This is a genomic window from Microbulbifer maximicatervae (SeqCode) (assembly GCF_052467825.1).
Window position 1 is genome coordinate 2759493 of sequence record NZ_CP174327.1, and the last position, 23172, is coordinate 2782664.

The 23172-nt window shown below is 52.2% G+C and carries 21 protein-coding genes and 1 other RNA gene; 11 read left to right on the forward strand and 11 right to left on the reverse strand.

What is annotated here, in order from left to right:
* Nucleotides 1-13: 13 nt before the first annotated feature.
* Entirely contained in the window at nt 14-682 is a 669-nt protein-coding gene (locus ACJJII_RS12250; RefSeq protein WP_282931664.1) for an arylesterase, read from the forward strand.
* 120 nt (nt 683-802) lie between these two features.
* Nucleotides 803-1720, forward strand: a complete 918-nt coding sequence (gene ttcA / locus ACJJII_RS12255) for a tRNA 2-thiocytidine(32) synthetase TtcA (RefSeq protein ID WP_444912358.1) — start codon at nt 803-805, stop codon at nt 1718-1720.
* On the opposite strand, the gene ACJJII_RS12260 is transcribed toward ttcA, so the two are convergent.
* Nucleotides 1605-2306 (reverse strand): hypothetical protein, encoded by a 702-nt coding sequence (locus tag ACJJII_RS12260; RefSeq protein WP_282931666.1) that lies wholly within the window; start codon nt 2304-2306, stop codon nt 1605-1607. The genes ttcA and ACJJII_RS12260 overlap by 116 nt on opposite strands.
* Nucleotides 2307-2420: 114 nt before the next feature.
* Here ACJJII_RS12260 and putP point away from each other — a divergent pair, with 114 nt between their 5' ends.
* From putP to ACJJII_RS12275, 3 genes are all read left to right on the forward strand, one after another.
* The gene (gene putP / locus ACJJII_RS12265) at nt 2421-3887 is read left to right on the forward strand and encodes a sodium/proline symporter PutP (RefSeq protein WP_444916373.1); all 1467 of its coding nucleotides are present in this window, start codon (nt 2421-2423) and stop codon (nt 3885-3887) included.
* 152 nt (nt 3888-4039) lie between these two features.
* Entirely contained in the window at nt 4040-4552 is a 513-nt protein-coding gene (locus ACJJII_RS12270; RefSeq protein WP_444894670.1) for an O-acetyl-ADP-ribose deacetylase, read from the forward strand.
* Between the two features lie 107 nt (nt 4553-4659).
* Nucleotides 4660-5124 carry an Mpo1 family 2-hydroxy fatty acid dioxygenase gene (locus ACJJII_RS12275; RefSeq protein ID WP_444894669.1) on the forward strand — a complete coding sequence of 155 codons (465 nt, stop codon included), beginning with the start codon at nt 4660-4662 and terminating at the stop codon, nt 5122-5124.
* A gap of 50 nt (nt 5125-5174) precedes the next feature.
* On the opposite strand, the gene ACJJII_RS12280 is transcribed toward ACJJII_RS12275, so the two are convergent.
* Nucleotides 5175-5660, reverse strand: coding sequence for an Lrp/AsnC ligand binding domain-containing protein (locus ACJJII_RS12280; RefSeq protein WP_108732211.1), 486 nt, complete (start codon nt 5658-5660; stop codon nt 5175-5177).
* A 195-nt stretch (nt 5661-5855) separates the two neighbouring features.
* Between ACJJII_RS12280 and ald the strand changes: the two genes are divergently transcribed.
* Complete coding sequence (ald, locus tag ACJJII_RS12285) at nt 5856-7001, forward strand: alanine dehydrogenase (protein WP_282931671.1); 1146 nt, start codon at nt 5856-5858, stop codon at nt 6999-7001.
* Between the two features lie 307 nt (nt 7002-7308).
* Here ald and ACJJII_RS12290 read toward each other — a convergent pair whose 3' ends face one another.
* From ACJJII_RS12290 to ACJJII_RS12300, 3 genes are all read right to left on the reverse strand, one after another.
* A complete protein-coding gene (locus tag ACJJII_RS12290) occupies nt 7309-8664 on the reverse strand; it encodes a substrate-binding domain-containing protein (RefSeq protein ID WP_444916374.1) in 1356 nt (451 codons plus the stop codon).
* 247 nt (nt 8665-8911) lie between these two features.
* Nucleotides 8912-9628 (reverse strand): 16S rRNA (uracil(1498)-N(3))-methyltransferase, encoded by a 717-nt coding sequence (locus tag ACJJII_RS12295; RefSeq protein WP_444916375.1) that lies wholly within the window; start codon nt 9626-9628, stop codon nt 8912-8914.
* A 54-nt stretch (nt 9629-9682) separates the two neighbouring features.
* Nucleotides 9683-10543, reverse strand: a complete 861-nt coding sequence (locus tag ACJJII_RS12300) for a 6-carboxytetrahydropterin synthase (protein ID WP_444916376.1) — start codon at nt 10541-10543, stop codon at nt 9683-9685.
* Nucleotides 10544-10677: 134 nt separating this feature from the next.
* Here ACJJII_RS12300 and ffs point away from each other — a divergent pair.
* Together ffs and ACJJII_RS12310 are read left to right on the forward strand one after the other, a co-directional pair.
* Nucleotides 10678-10775: signal recognition particle sRNA small type (ffs, locus tag ACJJII_RS12305), an RNA gene on the forward strand.
* A gap of 250 nt (nt 10776-11025) precedes the next feature.
* Entirely contained in the window at nt 11026-12885 is a 1860-nt protein-coding gene (locus ACJJII_RS12310) for a M2 family metallopeptidase (RefSeq protein ID WP_444916377.1), read from the forward strand.
* Between the two features lie 107 nt (nt 12886-12992).
* On the opposite strand, the gene ACJJII_RS12315 is transcribed toward ACJJII_RS12310, so the two are convergent.
* The 6 genes from ACJJII_RS12315 to purM form a co-directional block, all read right to left on the reverse strand.
* Nucleotides 12993-14309, reverse strand: coding sequence for a YlbE family protein (locus tag ACJJII_RS12315; RefSeq protein ID WP_413664787.1), 1317 nt, complete (start codon nt 14307-14309; stop codon nt 12993-12995).
* A 2-nt stretch (nt 14310-14311) separates the two neighbouring features.
* Nucleotides 14312-15085 carry a type IV pili methyl-accepting chemotaxis transducer N-terminal domain-containing protein gene (locus tag ACJJII_RS12320; RefSeq protein ID WP_413664788.1) on the reverse strand — a complete coding sequence of 258 codons (774 nt, stop codon included), beginning with the start codon at nt 15083-15085 and terminating at the stop codon, nt 14312-14314.
* A 506-nt stretch (nt 15086-15591) separates the two neighbouring features.
* Nucleotides 15592-16995 carry an OmpP1/FadL family transporter gene (locus ACJJII_RS12325; protein WP_444916378.1) on the reverse strand — a complete coding sequence of 468 codons (1404 nt, stop codon included), beginning with the start codon at nt 16993-16995 and terminating at the stop codon, nt 15592-15594.
* A gap of 244 nt (nt 16996-17239) precedes the next feature.
* The gene (locus tag ACJJII_RS12330) at nt 17240-17944 is read right to left on the reverse strand and encodes a DUF3108 domain-containing protein (RefSeq protein WP_444916379.1); all 705 of its coding nucleotides are present in this window, start codon (nt 17942-17944) and stop codon (nt 17240-17242) included.
* A 101-nt stretch (nt 17945-18045) separates the two neighbouring features.
* Nucleotides 18046-18690: a phosphoribosylglycinamide formyltransferase gene (gene purN / locus ACJJII_RS12335; protein WP_444916380.1), complete on the reverse strand. Its 645-nt coding sequence runs from the start codon at nt 18688-18690 to the stop codon at nt 18046-18048.
* On the reverse strand, nt 18690-19751 hold the full coding sequence (gene purM / locus ACJJII_RS12340) for a phosphoribosylformylglycinamidine cyclo-ligase (protein ID WP_444916381.1): 1062 nt from the start codon (nt 19749-19751) through the stop codon (nt 18690-18692). The genes purN and purM overlap by 1 nt, the downstream gene beginning before the upstream one ends.
* A gap of 277 nt (nt 19752-20028) precedes the next feature.
* Between purM and ACJJII_RS12345 the strand changes: the two genes are divergently transcribed.
* From ACJJII_RS12345 to ACJJII_RS12355, 3 genes are all read left to right on the forward strand, one after another.
* Entirely contained in the window at nt 20029-21126 is a 1098-nt protein-coding gene (locus ACJJII_RS12345; RefSeq protein ID WP_282931682.1) for a DUF2066 domain-containing protein, read from the forward strand.
* Nucleotide 21127: 1 nt separating this feature from the next.
* Entirely contained in the window at nt 21128-21841 is a 714-nt protein-coding gene (gene hda, locus ACJJII_RS12350; RefSeq protein ID WP_282931683.1) for a DnaA regulatory inactivator Hda, read from the forward strand.
* A 285-nt stretch (nt 21842-22126) separates the two neighbouring features.
* Nucleotides 22127-23059, forward strand: coding sequence for a universal stress protein (locus tag ACJJII_RS12355; RefSeq protein WP_444916382.1), 933 nt, complete (start codon nt 22127-22129; stop codon nt 23057-23059).
* The last annotated feature ends 113 nt before the right edge of the window (nt 23060-23172 follow it).

Sequence of the window (23172 nt, forward strand, 5' to 3'; positions counted from 1 at the left end):
TGGAGAGTATGACATGACAACAGCCTTTTTTCGGCAGTTACTGACTCGGTTCGGCTTGGTGCTGATGCTGTCGGTCCCCAATCTGGCGCTGAGTGCCAACAAGCCCGGCACTCTGCTCGTATTAGGGGATAGCATAAGTGCGGCCTACGGTATCGATGAGGAGCTGGGCTGGGTCAACCTGTTGCAAGAGCGCTTGCAGGAGAAGGGGCGCCCGGTGAAGGTGGTCAATGCCAGCATCAGTGGGGAGACCTCCGCAGGCGGCCTGACCCGGCTGCCACGCCTGATGGAAGAGCACAATCCCCAGTGGCTGATTGTCGAGTTGGGCGGTAACGACGGTTTGCGGGGCTACCCTCCGCAGAGCTTACAGCGCAACCTGCAGCAGATGGTAAAACTGGCGAAGGATTCCGGGGCCGAAGTCCTGCTGTTGGGGATGCGTATCCCACCGAACTACGGCCGCGCCTATACCGAGGCTTTTGCCGCTGTATTCCCCAAAGTGGCCAAGGCCGAAGAGGTCGCCCTGGTGCCTTTCTTATTGGAAACCGTGGCCCTGGAGCAGGGCGCTATGCAATCCGACGGTATCCACCCCACCGCCAAGGCGCAGCCGGCCCTGCTGGATCATGTCTGGCCCTGTGTGAAGTCCCTGTTGGGGGAGAAGGCGGCTGGTGAGTCGTGTACTCCGTGATCGAAATGCGTACAATCGCGCCCCCAGGAACAGGAAAGCCTGGCTCTGGTCCCAAAGTTTAAGGTTTTGTGCCGGTACTCTGGGCCCGGTCACTGGTCGCGAATGAGTTAGAGAGACACCATGCCCGAATTGGAAAACCGCCGCGAGCGGCTCGAGTTTAATAAGCTGCAAAAGCGCCTGCGCCGCCATGTGGGCCGCGCCATCGCCGACTTCAACATGATTGAAGAGGGCGACAAGATTATGGTCTGTTTGTCCGGCGGTAAGGATTCCTACGCCATGCTGGACGTGCTGCTGAATTTGCAGAGGACAGCGCCGGTTAACTTTGAACTGGTGGCGGTCAATATGGACCAGAAACAGCCGGGCTTCCCCGAGCATATCCTGCCGGAATACCTGCAGTCCCTGGGTGTTCCCCACCATATTGTCGAGAAGGATACCTACTCGGTCGTGAAGGAAGTGGTGCCTGAGGGCAAGACCACTTGCGGGCTCTGTTCCCGTCTGCGCCGTGGCACCCTGTATGGTTTTGCTGAAGAAATTGGCGCCACCAAGGTGGCACTGGGCCATCACAAAGACGATATCGTCGAGACCCTGTTTCTGAATATGTTTTACGGTGGTCGCCTCAAGGCGATGCCGCCCAAACTGCGCGCCGATGATGGCCGCAATATCGTAATTCGTCCGCTCGCCTATTGCCGCGAAGAGGACATCGCCCAGTACGCCGAGTACAAGCAGTTTCCGATTATTCCGTGCAACCTGTGCGGCAGCCAGGAGAACCTTCAGCGCCAGGCGATCAAGCAGATGGTGCGGGAGTGGGATAAGAAATTCCCAGGCCGCAGCGAGAATATTTTCGCCGCGATTACCCGGGTGTCCCCGTCACAATTGGCGGACAGGGACCTCTACGATTTTGAGAGTCTGGAACTGGATCGCTCTACGCCGTCGGCTGTCGAGCGTCCTGACCATTCAATCCAGCGCCAGGTGAATTCTTGGGAGCCTGAGGATGCTCAGGAAGTGGAGCCCCAGTATATCGAGGCGCTGAATCTGTAGGATCTGCACCGCTGACCAGTTGCGCGTAACTGCATTCAAAGTCCCTGGGACTGGCACTGGGTCCATGGTGAAAGTGCTGATGCCAGAGGCGCGCCATATTGGCCACGTCTGAGGTTTCCTCGTCCTGGATCTTGTGGACTTCGGCAGACCTGTAAATCAGCCAGGCGATGGCTGTGGCATAGCGCAGGTTGGTGGTCAGTTCGCTGTGGGGGTGATCGAGAAAATCCCGCTGGCTCGCCAGCCCTCGCACTTTTGAGGCGAGGCTTGGGTGATCGATCAGGTATTGATCCCAGATTTCCCGATGAGTGTGGGGCTGGATTTGGTAAATACCCAGCCCGTGGCGCCGTCCCTGTTTGAGGTGGAAGCCCAATTGCGACTCCTGGGCAGCGGTTCCCAGAAGGAGATTCTCCATGCCCTGGCTCCAGGCTCTCAAGTGCTTGAGGGTTGGACGGATAACCTGGAGTCGGAGCTCGTCCAGACAAATGCCCATAGTGTTGTCTTTTTTTCTGTAGTTGTATCCAACATATATGTAGTTTGCTGATTGAGTCGGCGCCACCTTATGGGTAGATTTACGCGCAATAAACATAACAATTTTTAGGTGGTGCTCTTTCCATAGCTCAATGCGCTGAAAAATTGAGCAGGAAAACGCAGACTATTCCCGCGCCAAGTGCCACCCCACTTTGATCAGAAGGAATCCCTTATGGCCGCCGAGTGGCTGATCGCCCTTACTTTTGTCGCCTATTTGGCGTTGATTGTTGTTATCGGTATTTACGCCTATATGCGTACAAAAAATGCCAGCGACTATTTCCTCGGTGGCCGTTCCCTGCCGCCGGCTGTGGCGGCCCTGTCTGCCGGAGCCTCGGATATGAGTGGCTGGTTGCTTCTGGGACTGCCTGGTGCGGCTTATGCGGCGGGGCTCTCTGCCGGTTGGATCGCAATTGGCCTTTTCTCCGGCATCGTTCTGAGCTGGGTGACAATGGGCCGGCGCCTGCGCATCTACACCTATGAGCTGGACGACTCCCTGACAGTGCCAGCTTATCTGGATCGTCGGTTTAAGATGGGGCACCCCTATCTGCGCACCGTCTGCGCGATATTCATTCTGTTATTTTTCCTTTTCTATGTAGCTTCGGGCCTGATTGCCGGCGGCAAATTGTTTGAAACGGTGTTTGGCTGGGATTATCGCTGGGCGGTGATTATCGGTGCGGTTGCCGTTATTTCTTACACCCTGTTTGGCGGGTTTTTGGCGGTGTCCTGGACCGATGTGTTCCAGGGGCTGCTGATGAGTGCGGCGCTGATTGCGGTGCCTCTCGTTGTTATTTCTGACCAGGGCGGTTTTTCCGCCAGCTGGACTCGCCTGCAAACGGAGATGCCACAGCTGACCCACTGGATGACTGATAACACCGGGCAAACATTAAGCCTGGTGGCGATACTCAGCTCTCTTGCCTGGGGATTGGGCTACTTCGGCCAGCCGCATATCTTGGCGCGATTTATGGCGGTGCGTAGCCCTAACGATATTCCGGTTGCGGCGACAGTAGCGGCGGTTTGGTCCCTGGCCGGTTTCTTGGGTGCAATGGCGGTAGGCCTGTTTGCCCACCTGGAAATCCAGCAGAGCCTGCCGGATGGCGAGACTGTGTTTATGGAAATGGTGCAGGTGCTGTTCCACCCGCTAGTTGCCGGTGTTCTTTTGGCGGCGATTCTATCTGCCATTATGAGTACGGCAGATTCCCAGCTGTTGGTGTCCTCGGCTGCACTGGCGGAGGATATTTACCACGTTTGGTTTGGGCGTGAGACCACCCCGGAAGCCATGGTGAAAGTGGGGCGCTGGGCTGTGGTTGCTTTATCACTGGTCGCTGTGTGGATTGCGATGGACCCGAATTCCAAGGTTCTGGATGTGGTGAGTTACGCCTGGGCTGGTCTGGGCGCCGCCTTTGGCCCGGCGTTGTTGATCAGTCTCTACTGGTCCCGTATGACCGGTAGTGGTGCTATTGCCGGTGTTATCGTTGGCGGCCTCACCGTTGTGGTGTGGGAGCAACTCTCCGGTGGCATTTTTGATGTTTATGAGCTGTTGCCGGGTTTTGTTTTCTCTTCAGCTGCTATCGTGTTAGTGAGCGCGCTGACGAAGTGCCCGGAAGCCGTTGCCTCACAGCACCGCAAGTTGCTTGGTTGAGGGGGCAGGGCAGGACTTGAGCCCGAGCGACTCGCTCGGGCCGAGACAGACCAGCCGCGCTAGGGACGCATCTCTGGCAAAGGTGCGACTGTTGTGAAGTGAAATGGATTTCCATCCGCAGCAATTATTCAAATAGCGGTTGGAGATGCTGAGTGATCAAAGTTCATCTCGGTGATATCACTCGATTGCACGTCGATGTAATCGTCAATGCTGCCAACAGCCGTCTCTTGGGAGGCGGTGGTGTCGATGGGGCCATACACCGCGCAGCGGGGCCCAATCTACTGGAGGCCTGCCGCAGTCTGGGCGGTTGTCCTGTTGGTGAAGTGCGCGCCACTGGCGCTTATTCCATTCCCGTAAAACGTATCTACCACACAGTTGGGCCGGTTTGGCGCGGCGGCAGTTTGGGTGAGCCCGAGCTGCTCTCCAGCTGTTATCGACACTGCCTGGCATTGGCTCGGCGCGAAAACATGCGCTCAATCGCTTTTCCTGCGATCAGTTGCGGTATCTACGATTATCCCCCGGAGCTGGCCGTAGAGGTGGCTGTAGAGCAGGTACAGCAATTCCAGGAGAAGGAGGGGGCACCGCAGCAGGTTGTATTCTGTTGTTTCGAAAAATCGATGGCGGATCTCTATCTATCCCAGTTGGATGCTTACGTTAGGCGCTAAAAGCCACGCTTTGTAGGCCTCGTGGTATTTTCGGCCATTGATTGATATCCATGGGTTGGGGATTATTATTGCTCTGACAATAACAATATAAGAATGAGGAGATTGTCATGCGCAGTGCCCAGCAGTGGTTTTCCGAGTATGGTGAGAGTCATCAGAATCCGATCAACAAATCCATTCATTGGATTGCTGTTCCCGTAATTTATGCAACTGTGGCCGGACTTTTGTGGGCAGTTCCGCAGCCGGACTTTATGGCGACAATTCCCTGGCTGAACTGGGCTGTCGTGGTGACAATCCCGATTCTTCTGTTTTATTTCGCGATGTCGTTTCCCATTGCCCTGGGAATGACGGGATTAACTGTTCTGTGTTTGTGGGCTTGGTCGGTATTGGAGCGGCTGGGGGTGCCCATCTGGCAGACGGCACTGGCCCTATTTGTGATCATGTGGGTGTTCCAATTTATCGGCCACCATATCGAAGGCAAGAAACCCTCTTTCTTTAAGGACTTACAATTCCTGTTGATTGGCCCTGCCTGGGTGATCGGGTTTATTTACCGGAAACTGGGCATTCAATACTGATTGCCGGTTTATGCAGATGAGTGGCTGTGGCCACTCATCGATCTATCCTGCTATCGGTTGTAGTGAACCGGTACTTCCAGTGTCTCTTTGACTTCTTCCATCACCACATAGCTGGTGCACTCCTGCACCTCCGGCAGCGTTAAAAGCGTTTCGCCGTAGAACTTGCGATAGGCACTCATATCCGCCACCCGGGCCTTGATCAAGTAATCAAAATTCCCCGATACCAAGTAACACTCCTGAACTTCCGGCAGGGCGGCTACGGCGTTGCGAAATTCCTCAAAAGCGTCCTGTGCGGAGCGGTTCAGCCTGATCTGCACGAAAACCACCAGGGCAGCATCGAGGTATTCCGGATTAATCAAGGCGGTATAACCCTGAATAACATTGTCATTTTCCAGGCGCTTGACCCGTTCGACGCAGGGGGTCGCGGTCAATCCCACCTGTCGGGCCAGCTCGGCATAGCTGGTTCTCCCATTCTTTTGTAGAACACGCAATATGTTCCGGTCGATAGTGCTTAGCTCTCCCGCACGTTTGCGCATAACTGCTGACTCCGAATTGGTCGACATGGTCAAAAAGTAGACTTGGCGACAGGTTGTGTAGTGGATTCCACTAGTTTTATCAAAAATCTACTAAATATCCACTTCTTATCTGTTCTTATACTGGGGAAAACATAGAAATTAGGTACTCCTATTTGATTAAGGCAGTACCGAGCGCACAGAGCGAGGAGAAGGAAAATGTTGATTGGCGTCCCTAAAGAGATTAAGAACCACGAGTATCGTATTGGCCTGACGCCGTCGAGTGTTCGCGAACTGGTTGGCCACGGCCACGAAGTGATTGTACAGAAGGATGGTGGTGCCGCTATTGGTTTCCCCGACGAGATGTACGTTCAAGCCGGCGCCAAGATTATCGATACTCCGGAAGAGATTTTTGCCACTGCCGATATGATCGTCAAGGTAAAAGAGCCCCAGCCCCACGAGTGCGAAATGCTGCGCCCTGGGCAGGTTCTGTACACCTATCTGCACCTGGCTCCAGACCCCAAACAAACTGAGCTGCTGGTGAAATCCGGCGCTACCTGTATCGCTTATGAAACTGTAACTGACCGCTTCGGCGGCCTACCCCTGCTGGCGCCTATGTCTGAAGTTGCCGGTCGTATGTCTGTACAGTGCGGTGCCCACCACCTGGAAAAAGCCCAGGGTGGTCTCGGCGTACTGCTCGGCGGTGTTCCCGGTGTCGCTCCCGCTAAAGTCCTGATTATCGGTGGCGGTGTTGTTGGTACTAACGCAGCGAAGATGGCCCTGGGTATGGGTGCTGACGTTACTATCCTCGACCGCTCCCTGCCGCGTCTGCGTCAGCTGGACGATATTTTCGGTGGTGCGGTTCGCACTGAGTACTCCACTAACGATGCTATTGAAAAGCACGCACTGGAAGCTGACCTGGTTGTTGGTGCGGTTCTGATTCCTGGCGCGGCAGCCCCCAAACTGCTGACCCGCGACATTATCAGCCGCATGAAAAAAGGCGCAGTTGTAGCTGACGTTGCTATTGACCAGGGCGGTTGTTTCGAGACTTCCAAGGCGACTACTCACCAAGAGCCTACTTACGTAGTTGATGGTGTCGTTCACTACTGTGTTGCCAACATGCCCGGTGGTGTAGCTCGCACCTCTACTATGGCCCTGAACAATGCCACTCTGCCTTACGCGGTAGCCCTGGCAAACAAAGGCGCCAAGCAGGCACTGTTGGACGATTCCAACCTGCTGGAAGGCCTGAATGTTCACGCTGGCATGGTGACCTACCAAGCCGTAGCCGACGTATTGGGTTACGAGTTTGTAGATCCCAAACTGGCTCTGCAAAAACAAGCAGTAGCGGAAGACGCTGTAGCTTAATTGCCCCCGGTGGCCGCCTGCGGGCGGCCGCATTGTAAATAAGCGGTAACGCGCTTGTTGTTGGGAAGTTTCCCCCGGAGCGCTCTTTGCGTTCCTCTCTGTGAGACCTGGTGGCATAGCCACTAATTGATAGCCGCGTGTTTACGCGGCTTTTTTATGCGCGTTATTTATGTTTTGGAGAAAGCTGGACTTGTTGGTTAGGGAAAAGACCGGGGAATGGGAAGGGGGGGAGTGGAAGAGAAAAAAGAGAAAGGATGCTGAGGGACTTCCTTGTCGCCTCACGGGGGAGAGGGGTTTAGGGCTAGTGTTAAATAACCCAGATTTCTACCCGGCGATTTTTTATCTTTGAGCTGGAGCTGTTGGAGGCTACCGGCAGATAGGCACCAAAGCCCTGAACCGGTGCTGTATTAATCTGGTGATCCCTGAGTGCGGAGCGAACGGTAACTGCGCGTAGTTTTGATAAAACGATTGAACGCCCCTCACTGACTTTCTCATCGCCAAACCCGATCAATAGCAGTCGCTTGTGGCTGTTCTCAGGCTTTTGCATAAAGCGGACAAGCCGCTGTACATCCTGTTTTGCCTTGTTATCTAAAGAGGCACTGCCTTCAGAGAAACGGAAGTTAATACTCAGGCGCTCGGCATTTTCCGTTAATTTCAGGTACTCGCTGGGGCCTTCCCGGTTGGCTTCAGGTTTTACACCGATCGGCGTTTGCGCGACAAACCCAGTGGCCTTTACCTGCTCCTGCCCCTGCTCACTCTGTACAAAGTGCAGGAACTCTTCGGCGGCGGGTTTTAAACCGTAAGCAGCGGTATAGAGAAAAAGGCGGCGGGAGAGGGGGTAGTCTTCAGTTGCAATTGTCAGATGCTCTGGAGCTTGTGGTTGGGTGTTCTGGTCGGATACTGACACTGCCTTGGCCCGTCGAATAGATGCCAAACCGACAAATCCAATACTGTTGGGGTTTGCCGAAACGCGGTCCGACAATTGATCATTCGATTCGAAGCGTTTTGCATTGGCAATAAGGGAGTGCTTTTTTCCAAGTACCAAGCTTTTAAACGTATCCCAGGTACCGGACTGATTATCTCTCGCCAATACTTTGATGCGACCTTTCTGCCCGCCCACTTCAGACCAGTCGGTAATTTTCCCGGAAAATATTGCTGCTATTTGTTGCAGGGTTAATTGGCTGATGGGGTTTTGAGGGTGAACAATAATTGCCAGGCCATCGATGGCAATAACATGTTCTGCACTTTGGCCGCGCATATCCCCAAAGCGACTCAGGGCTGCGTGCTCAGTATCTTTTATTGGTCGCGAAGCCATGGCAATATTGGCCTGGGAACGTTCAAGGCCTTTAAATCCGGTGCTTGAACCGTGTGCCGCAATATCGACATATATTTTTTTGCCACCGAGATCCCCTTGCACTCGAACCTCATTTTCTTTCCCTAAAGGGATAATCTCCAGATTACTGCCACCTCGAGATTCCAGGTAATCGCTCACCAGGTTGGGCGCCAGCTTTGCGCCCACAGTATTGGAGCCATGTAAAGTAAAAAGCAGGCCCGATGTGTCGGGAGGGAAGCGGGTTTGGGCTGTAGAAGTTGCAGCAGCCAGGGACACCCCAAGAAGAAGGAAGGTAAGGGTTTGCTTTAGCCGGCTTAAGAATACGCTCATAGTAATTCGACCGTAAGGTGGTAAAACGAGGGCGCAAAATATGACTTAATTGTGACAAATTGATGAAATATTGATTGCTGAATTGTGCAAATGTCTCATCACAAGAGATAGGTAACTTTACTGGGGGTTATTTGAACAATTGAAGTATGGGTGGTTAAGCTTTCGTAAAAGCTTAGAAAGTAATACGTCGGGTAAGTACTCAGAGGCTCCTGTGGATATGCAGCAGAGCCTCGTAAAGTCCGATAATTTAAAACGCGGGAAATAACCGGCTAATTAGCACTGGCAGTGCAGTTTCTACCCGTAAAATACGTGGCCCCAGGTGAACGGATTGAAAACCTGCTTCCTGGAGTTTCTCGACTTCATAACTGATAAAGCCGCCTTCAGGGCCAATGGCTAAAGTGGTCGGTTGCTTTATGTCCACAGGGCAAGCCGTTCCCCCTACTGGATGAGCCACCAGTTTACGGGAGTTACTGGAAAGGGAAGGGAGTTCGTCTTCGACAAACGGTTTAAAGCGTTTGCGCAACAGAATTTCCGGCATTTGCGTATCGACGGCCTGCTCTAGTCCGAGCAAGCATTGCTCAAAGAGTTTGTCTTCCTGCAACCAGGGAGTTTGCCAGTAAGACTTTTCGACCCGGTAACTATTAATTAAAACCAGTTTTTTGACCCCGAGCGCAGTCAGGTGCTGGATAACCCGCTTGAGCATTTTGGGGCGAGGCAGGGCCAAAATAAGTGTGAGAGGTAATGGCTGGGGCGGATCGATTGCGAATGCCACTTCAAGCTCAACGCACTTCTCGTCGAGCGTAACAATCTCGCCACTACCTATTTGCCCGTCGAGCAGTCCGACACGAAGTTGTTGTCCCGGTGCTGCTCTGTGAACCTTGGTGATATGCTCCAGCTGGCGTCCACTCAGGCGGACGCGATTGGGGCTAATAAAGTCGTGCTTTTGTAAAACAATCAGGTTCAAAGTCGGGCGCCTTGGTACTTCAATTTATAACGGTGTCGATGCTATGGGGCTGGATTAGCTGGTTTGAGTTGAAGCAATCGCGCCTTTGCCAATACCTTCGTAGGCTCTTACGGTAATCGCTTTCCCCGGTTCTCTTGCCGCCAGGGTGTTGGCGATATATTGGGCCAACTGCTCCACCGTGGTATCACAGTCAAGAATTTCACAAACTTTGGCAGGGATGGACAAGGTGAAGTTTCCCTGTTGTGCACTGTAAGCAAAGTTATGGATTTCCTCACCGCGATCATCGGCAGTTGTTGAAACCAGATCCTCGCGAGTGCCTAGGTAGATATCTTCCCAGCGCTCAGCCCAGTACTTTTCCAGCTCTGTATCGCGTTGGTCACCCGTCATGACCTGAATACGTGAACGGTGTCCATGGGCGATACGTTGGCAGTTACCAAGGTGTTTTTTCAGGCCATGGCTGTAGTGGTAGAAGGCATCTTCAATCACTTCACAGTGGAAGCTGAGCTTGAGCTTCTCCACGCTGTCGGGGAAGTGGCTGGCCAGCTGCTGGACACACCAGACGGCGACGCTCTCAGGGGTAATTACCTCGGCGTCCACTAAGGCAAAAGCTTGTTTCGGGCCTGACACTTTAATAGAAGCCCCGTTTTCCAATAGCCAGGTCAGGTTAACCTGGTCTCCATTGTGCTTCAGGGTCAGTTGGGGTGAGCGGGTAGGTACCAGGAGGCGGTGGTCGACTTGATCATCCAGCCAATGCCTCAGGGTCTTTTTCACTATGCCAAAGTCGCAAACCATCCCCTGTTCATCCAAGGCGCCATCGAGGGCTGCGTTTGCCAGCCAGGTCTCGCCTACGATGCCTCGTTTTGAGTCGAGGTAGCTGAAGTCAACGTTGGTTAAATTATCGACAAACAAGTGCATGAGTAACTCTTTGCAGGGGGTGAGATAGTAGTCGTTTATTATAACCTGTTAATAGGGCTGGATCTTATTCGTTTATGCCTCTATAATCGCGCCCTCTTCGGATGCACTGGCACCGAAGATCGTTGTGGCGGCCCTCCCGGTCCCCTCGCAATGAGCAGCTGTGAACTCCGCCAGGCCCGGAAGGGAGCAACGGTAGCAGTGGTATCATGTGCCGAGGGTGTTGCTGGTTGGGCTGCCTCCAATCTCTCCCTTCTTTGTTTCAAAAGTCATCCCCTGAAAATCCCCGTTGAGAGTGTTTTGCTCGACCGTGTCCTGGGTTTTTACTCTTTTCCTCACCAAATTTTTTCCCGCAAAGACGATATAAAAGGGGATTTTGTGTCGATCTGGCTCGATCTTCGGCCTTGCCGTCGCTGATCGTGTGGGGCTTATGCTATAAACGGCGTCAACTATAAGCAGATCTGAAAATGATTCTTGAGGAGAAAATGAAAAAAGTTGCTCTCTCGATAGCGGTTGCCGTTGCACTGTCTGCCTGTGACAGTGGGCAGCAAGCGGTAAAACCGGTTGGTGTGGCCCAGGCGACTGCGGAAAGTCCAGCTGATAATTCCCAGCTGACAGCCAAAGATGCGCAAGCTTTCTTAAAAGACGCCCAAGCTCGCATGGAAAAAATGGGACAAGAGGCAAGTCATGCCGCTTGGCTCGCTTCTACTTATATCAATATTGATTCCCAATATGTAGAGGCTTTGGCTTCAGAGCGATACACCACCCTGGCCGTGGAGCTGGCTTCAGAGGCCGCCAAATTTAACGACTTGGACCTGGACCCGGATACCCGTCGCCAGTTGACCATGTTGAAGCAGGGGTTGGTATTCCCGGCGCCGAAAGATCCGGCACTAACTTCTGAGTTGGCGCAAATTGGCTCAAAAATGCAGGGCATGTACGGTGCCGGTAAATACTGCCGCGAAGATGGCGGTGAAGAAAAGTGCTACACCCTGACCGAGATGGGGCAGGTGATGGCAACCAATCGCGATCCTGAATTACTCAAGGATCTGTGGGTTGGATGGCGTAAAGTTTCTCCTCCTATGAAGCCTCTGTATGAGCGCCAGGTGGAGATCGGTAATGCGGGTACCAAAGAGCTGGGTTATGACAACCTGAGTGTTTTCTGGCGCTCCAAATATGATATGGCCCCGGATGCCTTTGCTGAGGATATGGATACCCAGTGGGGTAAAGTGAAGCCGTTGTACGAAGCTTTGCACTGCCATGTTCGCGCCAAGTTGAATGAGCATTATGGCGATGACGTAGTGCCGGCTCAGGGTAAGATTCCTGCACACTTGCTGGGTAATATGTGGGCCCAGGAGTGGGGTAACGTCTACGACATCGTCAAAGACGACGACATGCAGGCCCCCTATGATCTGACTCAGCTGGTGGTTGATTCCGGCATGAGTGAAAAAGACATGGTTAAAGTCGGGGAGAAGTTCTTCACCTCCCTGGGCTTTAAGCCTCTACCGGAAACTTTCTGGGAGCGCTCCCAGTTCACCCAGCCTCGCGATCGCGATGTGGTTTGTCATGCCAGCGCCTGGAATATGGACGGGCAGGACGACCTTCGCATCAAGATGTGTATCAATAAAACGGGTGAAGACCTGGTTACCATCCACCACGAGTTGGGCCACAACTTCTACCAGCGCATCTATAAAGATCAGCCTTTCCTCTATAAAAATGGCGCTAACGACGGTTTCCACGAAGCTGTTGGCGATACCATCGCGCTTTCCATCACACCGAAGTACCTGAAGGAAATCGGTTTGATGAATGAGGTGCCGGATGAGAGTAAAGATATCGGTTACCTGATGCAGCAGGCGCTGGATAAGATTGCCTTCCTGCCATTTGGTCTGCTCGTTGATAAGTGGCGCTGGCAAGTATTCAACGGTGAGGTGAAGCCGGAAGACTACAACAAGGCCTGGTGGAAGCTGCGTGAAGATTACCAGGGCATTGCCGCTCCGGTAGAGCGCTCCGAAGAGAACTTCGATCCGGGTGCCAAGTACCATATCCCCGGTAATACGCCTTACGCTCGCTACTTCCTGGCGCGTATCCAGCAGTTCCAATTCCACCGCGCGCTGTGTGAAGCCGCTGGTGAAACCGGACCGCTGCACCGCTGCTCCATCTACCAGAATGATGAGGCTGGTAAGAAGCTGCGCGCTATGTTGGCAATGGGTGCAAGCAAGCCCTGGCCGGATGCTATGGAAGCGCTCACTGGTCAGCGCGACCTGGATGCTTCCGCCATTATCGATTACTTCCAGCCGCTGATGGCGTACCTGGAAGAGCAGAACCAAGGGCGTCAGTGCGGTTGGTAATCTGAGCTTTCAATTTTGTCGGTATTAGAAAAAGGGGCTTTGCCCCTTTTTCTGTTTTATGCGCACGTGAAATATGAATCTTGGGAATTAGTTGTGAGGCTCAGTTATTAGTGGACAGGGGGTTGCTCTTCCTCAGAATTTAGAAAGCTGGCAGCAGCATTTAAAAATGCTTCCAGCGGGGGGTGGAGAGACCCAGTGCCGACTTGATAACGGTTCATGCTTTTGTGGGCCAAGCCAGAATTAATTGTTGGTGTTGTACCGGTCCTGATAATTTTAAGTAGGTCGAATCCAAGAGGGGCGCCTCTCCCCTCGATGCCCGGAGTAACGACAAAGTCACTTTCCGAGTGACAGATATCGTACATTTTCAGTATGTTGTCGATGTTATCTTGGTATGTTCCTGAGAATATTTTGTGGGTGCCGCCAAAACCCATAGTCTCTGTGATGGCGCTGTCTCCCATATCTCGATTGACATCTGCAGGAGTGATGCCCGGCATTAATAATCCATGGCCAACCCCAGCCAAACCGGTAAACCAGGCCTTGTCCAGCCCTGAAACTTGAATACCAAATTCCGTCCCATTGCGAGCCATGGTTGTGATAATACTGCTGTGAGGAATACCGCTGCCTGCATCGGAAACAAGTTTGCAGGTGGCCATGATTGGGTTCAACGGGAATGTCTCATCCTTGTAAATTTGGTTCGCAATCTTTTCAATATCTTTTCGCTTTTTACTAGCCCGAATAACTCCCGGCATTAAAATTCTGGAGAAAATCAGTGTTGCGGCATTAGTCATGACATGGCAGTCGTCCCCCATAAGGAGGCTGCGGCCAATGATCGGTATAAAATCAATCCCGCCTTCATCTAGAATTGCTTGATTTAATACGGGAGCAATTTCGTCCTCTATCCAGCGAAGGTAATTGATTGCTGATTTATCGTAGACACCAAAGCGGATAGAGCTGCCGCGGTAATCGGCACGATCATCACTGAGATTGGAGTAAGCGCGATTACCAGATAGCTTATCTTCGACAATATACACAGACATTGAATAGGTAATAATACCTGCCATTGGCCCGACGGCACTGTGGTTATGGCAGGGCTCAAGATCAACTTGGCCTTCCTCCATAACCTGTTCAGCTTCCGCTTTATCTTTAGCGAACCCCTCATAAATTAGACCGGCAATTATTGCGCCCTTTAACGGGCCTGATGCCCGCTGCCAGGTTATCGGAGGGCCGGCATGCAAAATTAAATTTTTCCGCATTCCGGGGATGTTGTCGCTAGCTTTACCTATCCCGATCAAGATCGGGACAGCCTGCTTCATGCGCTTAATGGATTCGTCATTCGCTTGCTGATTGAGAGCTTGGAACTCAGGGGTTGCCAGTTTATGGAGGATTTCCTCGGTGCTGGGCCTGAATTCAATGTCTGTTCTCATTCCTACTCCCCTGAATTTAACAACTCAGCATATTGTTCAGTAACGATGTTCATATTGCGTAGCATCAGATCAGTGGTGCCGGTGATTACCTGAATCTGGCGCTTTTCAGATATTTTCATATCTCCCTCAAACCCCCGGCTAGCATAACTCAGGTGATCTTTTGCCTTGCGCAGGTTGTCATTGATCTCTGGCGTATTGAGGGGGCTCTCCAATAGCTGATTCAGTCGGTTGGAGTATTCGGAGAGATCTTCTTGCAATCCGGTTTCGGCATCATCCAAGGATACTTCCCAAAGTTTAGCAGCGTAGTTCTTGGCGATTCTCTGGGAGAGCATACGCTGGCGGCCGGCGATATTAATGAGTTCGGCGCTGTTGTGATTGGCGACTTGTTGGAGTTGGACTACATAGGTGTGGGCAGCAGAAAGAAGGGAGTTGCTGCGCTGAAATAATTCGCTGGCGCTTTGTTTATTGACGGGTTGTAAGGCGACAGACTCAAACGCTTTCCATTCTCTTTCAACTTTAACAAGTTGATCCCTGATCTTTTCTGCGCCATGAAAATTATTTAGTTTCTCGTGATTCTTTTTAAATTCGTGAATTGATCGGGTAAATACCTTTTCGTGGCGCTCTGCATCCGGTTGAATCCCGCGCAAGATGTAAGTCTGGGTGATGCGTTGGGATAGCATTCTTTGTCGACCAGCCGTATTGATGGCGTCTCCCATAGAGAAGGCTGCGACATCCAGGCTTAAAATTAACAAGATAAATACTGCTGACAACTTCATGATTTTACTCTTGTAGTTTGACTTACTTCACAATTTAAGTGGGCTTGAGGTTTGCAATGCATGGGTGATCCCTCTCAGCTAATGAGAGGTCGCAGATGTATTACGGGGTTATTCAGAGATCCTTGAGTAATAGTGGTGTGAGCTTATGGGGCCTGCTTTCTGAATAAGGCGATTTTGAACAATATTGATAAGTTAAACAAATAAGCTCCAGATTCCATTAAATGAGCAAAAATAAATAATTTAAATGCGCTGTTAAGATATATAATTTTGCAAACTCATCTGGTTTTAGGATTTGACGTTCCTTATATCAAATTTAAGGATGGAGATATCTAACCCTTTTTTTCGGTGTTAACGCTTTGGTGGTACTTGGATTGGGGGCGGGGAGAGTTTTCTGGGGAGCGGACTGTTGTGAGGTTTATGGAAGTTTAGAGGAGGGCTGATAATCGCTGGAAATAAAAAAGGCCCTACCAAGGGTAGAGCCTTCTTCTTATCAGGTCTAAGGTGACTTAGAACTGGTAATTCAGAGCCAAGCTGAACAGGTAAGCTTCAGTTTTGGTGGTGCCACCATCGAAGTAGGTAATCAGGGAGTCGTTAATGTTGTTAGCTTCCTGGATAACTTCGTCATCACCCCAGATGTAGGCGAAAGCGCCATCAACAGTGAGTTTGTCAGTTAGTGAGTAGGTGCCGCCAACAGTCAGCCACTGGCGATCAGTGTCGGGAATAGACAGGGTACGCCAGGTAATCGGAAGGTCTTCGTCTACCAGTTCTGAGAGTTCTTCGGTTTCATGGCGGTTCAAGCCGTCGCGGGCAGCGCCTTGATCGTAAGCGTAACCAAAGCGGAAGGTCCACTCGTCATTGCGGTAGTATTCACCACCGATACTGAAACGAGAACCGCTCTGGAAGTTTTCTTCTTTCAGTAGAAGCGGGTTGTAGTCTTCACCAGCGGAGGGGATAAAGGCTTCGAGGCGCTCGAAACGGTCCCAGTTGGTCCACATGTAGCCTACTGCCACACCCCAATTATTGTTGAAGCGGTGGTAGAAGCCCAGCTCCAGGGTGTCAGGCAGGTTCAGGGTCAGGTTGCCGGAAGTATCATCAAATGAATCCAGCGGGCTCGGAGCGATGTCGGAGCTTACTTCACCCTTAATTTTGGGGTCGTACTTAGCGTGGTAAGAAATACCTGCGCGAGTGTTGTCGCTGATGCGCCACAGGCCGCCGATGGTCCAGCTCAGGTCCCAGGCATCCCCTTTTACGTCCAACACGGTGGCGCCGGCGGGATTAAATCCAAAGGCGGGTTCTACAACGTCACCGATCAGGAAGTTATCGGGGAATGTAGTGTTTAGTTCTGCATCAACGTAGAAAATATTCGCTGCCAGGCCAATGCTGAATTGATCGTTAAAATCGTAAGCAACAGATGGCTGGATGTTTACAGTCAGCAGAGAGGTTTTGTTGGCGATCGTAGTTGCGGGGAAGTTATCCGGGAAATCAGTTTCCAGACCAAAGTCTGTGTACATGGCCAGGCCCCAGGACCACTCATCATTGATGGGGGCGGCCAGGTAGCCGTTGGGGATTACTGCGCTGGTGGCGTAGTCATCGGCGCTCGCGGGAGTTTCGAATCCCAGGTAGCCAGTTTCCTCACTGCCGACATAGTAGGTGACATCACCGTCAACATCGATTTCGGGATCAACGTAAGTCGCACCAAGAGAAATGGTGTAAGTATTGAATAGTGCTGAACCGGCTGGGTTGCGCGCCAGAATTGCAGCGTTGTCGCCGATAGTGTTTTCGGCAGCAAATGCGCGGCCAAGGCCTGTTGCACTGGTTTCCTGCAAGTAGAAACCTGCAGCCATAGCGCCTTGGGAAACGGAGCTGATAGCTGCGGCCAGAACTGCGTGTCGCAGGTATTTTTTATTCATGAGAACCCATCTCTAAGTCTGCTGATTACTGAAAGCCATAAACAGGTTGGAATAAACTCTGCCATGGCAGGAAGGCCTTTAGACTTATATAAGTACCTTCCACTTCCGTAGCAAATCCCTTACTAAAAAGTCTAGCAATACGTCATTGCCCTAGTGAGGGAGAGGAGTGACTTTATAAAGACAATGGGGACAAAAATCTATCCAAGTCGACGGATTTTTTTTCATCAGTCGAAAATGTGGCCATTTATTGGCTGGCAGCGACTTTTTCGCCGTTGATGGATAAATTTGTCAGGTTGATTTGATACCTTTTGCCATTTTCTTCTCTTTGGATAAGTTTCACCAAAGCGTAGTTCCATTGCGGTGCGATCCAGACAGTTGTCTCTCTTCCTGAGTCTTTATCTCTCACTCGAGCGACTTTAATTGTCTCCACCGGACCCAGAGGTGTTTTTAGGGTTTCAGTGCCAACTTGACTGAATTTGTAATCGCGAATTTTTTTGCCGTCGGCAACTTTGTATTGAAGGTCTGTTTTTCCAGCGGCGACATCGAGTGCCAGTTGGATTTGATAGCTCACCTTGTCAAGAGTATTGGGTGGGGCGTCTTTGAGATCCCGCTCTGGATTATGGACGTTAAAGATCATACCTTTTGACGGTTCGAAATTAAGCACCGTGGCGCGATTTCGACCAAGGCCTTTGCGGCGATATTCGTAATGTTGGGGGGTGATATGGCCATCCTGGCTGGTAAAGCGAGAGTACTCTTTAATGCTGGCAAAAAGGGCGCTGCTATCGAAGTCCAGGCGCCAGTTGCCGTCCTGTTCGGACAATTCCCGAGTGGCGGTAATGCTGATCCCATTAAATCGGGCGGCGTAGGTGGCTTTGAAAGGTTCCAGCTCAGCAGCAATTGCCTGGCCGGTAATTAAAAAAAGAAACAGAGAGGTAGCAAAAAGGCGCACTGTGATATCCCACAAAAAACTGAACCCTTTTGAATACTAGCTGGCGAGGCGCGCAAAGTACATTGAAGGACTTTTACCCCGCCAGCTATCAAGGGCTGGTTTTATGCGGAAACCTGAACCCCGTGGTGAGGTAGTAATTCACCATCCAGCTGAACTCGATCATCGGCCATTTGCAGGCGCTGCTGGGCAAACCAGGTAACCGCCATGGGGTAAATGATGTGCTCTTGAACCTGCACTCGCTTTGCCAGTAGCTCAGGAGTGTCTCCCTCCTTAATAGGAACAATGGCCTGGACGATAGGTGGCCCGCCATCGAGTTCCTCGGTGACAAAATGCACGGTTACGCCGTGTTCTTTATCCCCGGCTTCCAGTGCCCGCTTATGGGTATGCAGGCCCTGGTACTTCGGCAGTAAGGAGGGGTGAATGTTGATCAGGCGGCCGCTGTAGTGGCGCACAAAGTCGGGCGTCAAAATACGCATAAACCCAGCCAGTACAACCAAATCTGGTTTGCACTTGTCGATCTCTTCGATCAAGGCGTGATCGAAGGTTTCTCTGCTGGAGAAATCCCGGTGATCCACCACAGAGGTGGGAACGCCTGCCTGTTCTGCGCGAGTCAGTCCATAGGCATCTGCCTTATTGCTGACAACTGCAGTCACGGAAAAAGGCGCGTCCTCTTGTGCGGCGGCATCCAGCAGAGCCTGCAGGTTGCTGCCACTACCGGAGATTAATACGGCAACTCTACAAGACATTACAGCCCCGCCAGCTCTACTGCTTCCGCCCCTTCTTTGGCATCTTCGATAGTGCCAACGACAAAGGCGTCTTCGCCCATTTGCTTGAGAGCGGATAGTGCCGGCTCGGATTGCTCTGCAGGCACGCAAATAACCATGCCAACACCGCAGTTAAACGTGCGGTACATTTCGCGGCTATCGATATTGCCTGCATCACGCAGCCAATTAAATACAGGAGGCATTTCCCAGCTGGTGACATCAATACGCGCGCTGCAGCCTTCGGGCAGTACGCGGGGCAGGTTTTCCAGTAAGCCGCCGCCAGTGATATGGCTTAGCGCATTCACCTGGAAGGTCTTCATTAATTGCAGCAGGTTTTTAACGTAAATACGGGTCGGGGCCATCAACGCTTTGGCCAGGGTTTCACCGCCGATGTCCTGCTGGAGATCGGCACCGCTGACTTCTAGAACCTTGCGGATCAGGGAGTAGCCATTGGAGTGGGGGCCACTGGAGGCCAGGCCGATCAATACGTCGCCAGCTTTAACTTTGCTGCCGTCGATGATTTCAGATTTTTCTACGACACCGGTGCAGAAGCCTGCCAGGTCATAATCGTCGCCTTCGTACATGCCGGGCATTTCGGCGGTCTCGCCGCCGACCAGTGCGCAGCCTGACAGCTCACAGCCTTTGCCGATGCCGGTAACTACTTCTGCAGCAATATCGACATTGAGTTTGCCGGTTGCGTAATAGTCGAGGAAGAAGAGGGGTTCAGCTCCTGCTACGATCAGGTCATTCACACACATGGCGACAAGGTCGATACCGATGCTGTCGTGAATGCCCAAGTCCATTGCCAGGCGTAACTTGGTACCCACACCGTCGGTGCCGGAAACCAAAACCGGCTCTTTATAGCCGCTTGGTAGTTCACACAGGGCGCCGAATCCGCCCAGTCCGCCCATTACCTCGGGGCGGGATGTGCGTTTGGCGACATTTTTGATGCGCTCTACCAGTGCATTACCTGCGTCGATATCGACACCGGCATCTTTATAAGAGAGGGATGTTTGCGTAGATTGCGGCTTGGAATCGCTCATGATTCTTCCTGCGGTGGGTATTCGAAGGGCGCGTATTCTATCTGGGTCTTGCCTCGGGAGCCACGCCCAGACGGCATCTCGAAGGGGGATTTCGGCATTTTCTCACCATTTGAACTGTGAAATCACTCCGATAGTGAGAACTCGGGGCTGAGAGAAACGTCTGACGCTGATACAATAGCCGCAATTTTTAGTCCGCCCTAAAATCTGGCGTCTTGCACATCGATAATAATTTCTGCAAGCTCAGGGGCGGAAAATAAGAGGTTTGGAGAGAAGTCCTATGCACAAGCTGCTCCGGCAGGGATTGGTGTTGCAGTTGCTGGCTCTGATCATCAGTGTTCTAGCCCTACCGGTCCAAGCTCGAGTCATCTCGGATTTGTACGAAGTTGTCGAGGCTGTGTCGAGTCGCGGAGCCACGGATCGTGCAGCAGCCGGAAGTCGCGGCCTGGAACGGGTGTTCGTACGTGTTACGGGAGATGCCGCTGTCGGTAGTAACCCAAATGTGCAGCCGATATTAAAGAATGCACAGCAGTTTGTTCAGGGGTATCGCTATACCCGCGAGGACAATCAGCTCTACTTGCACCTTTCCTTTGATCCTCAAGCGATCTCCCGGCAAGTTAATCAAATGAACTTGCCCATGTGGCCTAACAATCGCCCCGGCACTTTGGTGTGGCTTGCAGTAGATACCTTGCAAGAGGGCCGCAGTGCTTTGAGTGAAGAGGCGACCCCGGAGCTCTTCTCTGTACTCGAGGCAATGGCTATCGAGCGCGGTGTCCCCCTGGATTTCCCGGTAATGGATCTCAATGACCAGCGCAATATGCCTTTGGGAGCTCTCTGGGCCCAAGATGAGCAGGCAGCTGAGAAGGCGGGCTTTCGCTATAGCCCCGATGCCACTTTGATGGGCCGGGTGCTTCAAGCTTCCGGCCATCGCTGGCAGGCAGATTGGTTGCTAATCCACGGTGGTCGCAGTTATGCCTTCGATACTGCCGGAGGTTCGCTGGAAGAGGTCGCTTTGCGCGGCGTTAACCAACTGGCCAATATTCTTGCACAGCGCTATGCGGTGTCCCCGAATGGCCAGGACAATCAGTTGGGTGCGGTGATTGTTGAGTTGTCTGGTATCGACAGTTTTGCTGATTATGCCAAGGCATCTGGTTATCTACAGGGGTTGGCACAGGTCAGCAGTGCTAACCTGCTCTCTGTTGAAGGGGACCGAATGCGCCTGGCACTGGTCACTTCGGCAGGGTTGAGCAATTTGCGTGATACCCTGGCTCTAAACCATAAATTGCGAGCACAAGCGGACGGAGACGCCATTAACCTGAATGGATACCGTTCACCCTTGGGCAGCGCTGAGAATCCGTTGCGCTATCACTGGGATTGAGATGAGTATTCCGCAACAATTGCCGCTGGGGGTATCCCTGCGGGATGACGCCACTTTTGATAACTTCTACCTGTCGGATTCAGATCCAAATCGACAGGTAGTTGCCCTGCTGCAGTCTTTTGCCAGTGGCGAGAATCCCGAGTCTGTAATTTACATTTGGGGTGAGGCGGGTAGTGGTATTAGCCACTTGCTTCAGTCTGCTTGTCAGTGCGCAGAGGCCAATGGTCGCTCTTTCCATTATCTCCCTCTAGCAGACCTAATGAACATGGACCCGGCTGTTATTCTCGACGGACTCGAACGCCTGGACCTTGTCTGTATAGATGACGTTCATTTGTTGGAGGGGCAGCCCGAGTGGCAGACCGCTATTTTCCATCTCTATAACCGAGTTAAGGATGGCGGCAGGCAGTTATTGATGGGGGCTCGCAAGTCTCCCCGCGGTATGGATATTGCCCTGGCTGATTTGCAGTCACGCTTGCACTGGTCCCTGGTGTTCCAGCTCAAAACCCTGAATGACAGCGATAAAGTTGCCGCCCTGCGCCGTCGCAGCCGTCTGCGCGGTTTCGACCTGCCGGAAGATGTGGCCCAGTACATATTGCACCGCGCCCCGAGGGATACTCGAGCACTCTTTCTGTGTCTGGAGGAGTTGGACCGGGCTTCACTTATGGCTAAGCGTAAAATCACCATTCCTTTTGTTAAGCAGGTTTTGGATATCTGACCCCAGCACCGGGCTCTGGCCGACCTGCTTTAGCCTCCTGAGCTCATTTGGGCTCCTCTGCCTTGTGTTTTAGCGACACTAGACGCTTTTTCCGTCTATTAAGGTTGGTGTTTACTCACTTCGCCTTCCCCTTCCCCTATCTACTTACTCCTGCTCCATCTCCTTCACCTGTGTATTTCCGTGTGAAATCTGCTCTGTTCACGATACCAATTTGAGGCAGCGAGTGGGTTTATGGTGAGTCTTGCCCCTGTTTGCTCCCAAATGTCTCTGGTTGAGGGCAGCGTTATGCCAAACATTCATAAAATCCTGTATGTCAGCCATGCTGCTGAGGATGAAAGCAGTGGACTCATGCAGGCTTTTGCAGTAGCGCGCAATCATCAGGCGGAGATAAAGGTTTTACTGGTCTGTCCAAAGGTGCCGGAGGGGTTTGAGGAGTTTAGTCGGCTCTGTGTGAGGACAATGCTTGATAGGGTCAGGAGTGAAATTGAGTCGGCCCGCGTACATATGGAGTTATCGGCGGAAAGGACCAATTTGGAGATTGAGTCAGATTGTGGTGCCCGACCTGCCGAGCGAGTGATCCGCCGGGTATTGGCTGAGGGCTATGACCTGGTGATCAAGAATGTTGAGGGTCGCAGCCAGCTTAAGGGCTTCAAGGCAATGGATATGGATCTGCTGCGAAAGTGTCCCTGCCCGGTATGGCTGTGCCGCCCAATCAAGGAACATCGCAACAAGATACAGGTGGCTGTTGCTCTCGACCCTGAATGCGAGGATGGCAGCACTTATGACTTGGCGATCCGGTTGCTGCGCTGGGCGCGAGTACTCGCTGACAGCTGCAGTGGCGTGCTGAATGTTATTTCCTGTTGGGACTTCGATATCGATGAATACTTGCGGCGTCATTTTCCCTTGAGCGCTTCTGAGGAAGAGTTGGATGAGGCCACTGAATCGGCGCGGGCCCAGCACCGATCAAAGCTCGATGTATTGATACGTGCATCCGGAATTGAGGGGGAAATACGTATTCACCATGTGGTTGCCCATCCAGATAACTTTATTCCATTGCTGATTGATGAGGAAGGTCTCGACTTGCTGGTTATGGGCACTGTTGGGCGGGCGGGTATTCCCGGTTTCATTATGGGGAATACTGCAGAGAATATATTGCAGAAGGTCAGTTGCTCCCTGCTGGCTCTGAAGCCCAGTGACTTTGTATCGCCGATAAAATAGTTGTGAATTATGGGTCTAATTCAGCTTGGCCCCTGCGCTGATCGCTCTATCGGAATTCTCTGCTGCGGGAGTTGAGGTGATCCTGATACCGGGACAAAATTACAGCTAAGAAT

Coding starts and splice junctions, on each gene's coding strand:
- purN (WP_444916380.1), bottom strand. CDS start 18,690: ATGTCTTGTAGAGTTGCCGTATTAATCTCCGGTAGTGGCAGCAACCTG.
- ACJJII_RS12280 (WP_108732211.1), bottom strand. CDS start 5,660: ATGCGCAAACGTGCGGGAGAGCTAAGCACTATCGACCGGAACATATTG.
- ACJJII_RS12345 (WP_282931682.1), top strand. CDS start 20,029: ATGCACAAGCTGCTCCGGCAGGGATTGGTGTTGCAGTTGCTGGCTCTG.
- ACJJII_RS12290 (WP_444916374.1), bottom strand. CDS start 8,664: ATGAGCGTATTCTTAAGCCGGCTAAAGCAAACCCTTACCTTCCTTCTT.
- ACJJII_RS12325 (WP_444916378.1), bottom strand. CDS start 16,995: ATGAATAAAAAATACCTGCGACACGCAGTTCTGGCCGCAGCTATCAGC.
- ACJJII_RS12275 (WP_444894669.1), top strand. CDS start 4,660: ATGCGCAGTGCCCAGCAGTGGTTTTCCGAGTATGGTGAGAGTCATCAG.
- putP (WP_444916373.1), top strand. CDS start 2,421: ATGGCCGCCGAGTGGCTGATCGCCCTTACTTTTGTCGCCTATTTGGCG.
- ACJJII_RS12315 (WP_413664787.1), bottom strand. CDS start 14,309: ATGAGAACAGACATTGAATTCAGGCCCAGCACCGAGGAAATCCTCCAT.
- ACJJII_RS12355 (WP_444916382.1), top strand. CDS start 22,127: ATGCCAAACATTCATAAAATCCTGTATGTCAGCCATGCTGCTGAGGAT.
- purM (WP_444916381.1), bottom strand. CDS start 19,751: ATGAGCGATTCCAAGCCGCAATCTACGCAAACATCCCTCTCTTATAAA.
- ACJJII_RS12310 (WP_444916377.1), top strand. CDS start 11,026: ATGAAAAAAGTTGCTCTCTCGATAGCGGTTGCCGTTGCACTGTCTGCC.
- ACJJII_RS12300 (WP_444916376.1), bottom strand. CDS start 10,543: ATGCACTTGTTTGTCGATAATTTAACCAACGTTGACTTCAGCTACCTC.
- ACJJII_RS12320 (WP_413664788.1), bottom strand. CDS start 15,085: ATGAAGTTGTCAGCAGTATTTATCTTGTTAATTTTAAGCCTGGATGTC.
- ald (WP_282931671.1), top strand. CDS start 5,856: ATGTTGATTGGCGTCCCTAAAGAGATTAAGAACCACGAGTATCGTATT.
- hda (WP_282931683.1), top strand. CDS start 21,128: ATGAGTATTCCGCAACAATTGCCGCTGGGGGTATCCCTGCGGGATGAC.
- ttcA (WP_444912358.1), top strand. CDS start 803: ATGCCCGAATTGGAAAACCGCCGCGAGCGGCTCGAGTTTAATAAGCTG.
- ACJJII_RS12260 (WP_282931666.1), bottom strand. CDS start 2,306: ATGTTTATTGCGCGTAAATCTACCCATAAGGTGGCGCCGACTCAATCA.
- ACJJII_RS12250 (WP_282931664.1), top strand. CDS start 14: ATGACAACAGCCTTTTTTCGGCAGTTACTGACTCGGTTCGGCTTGGTG.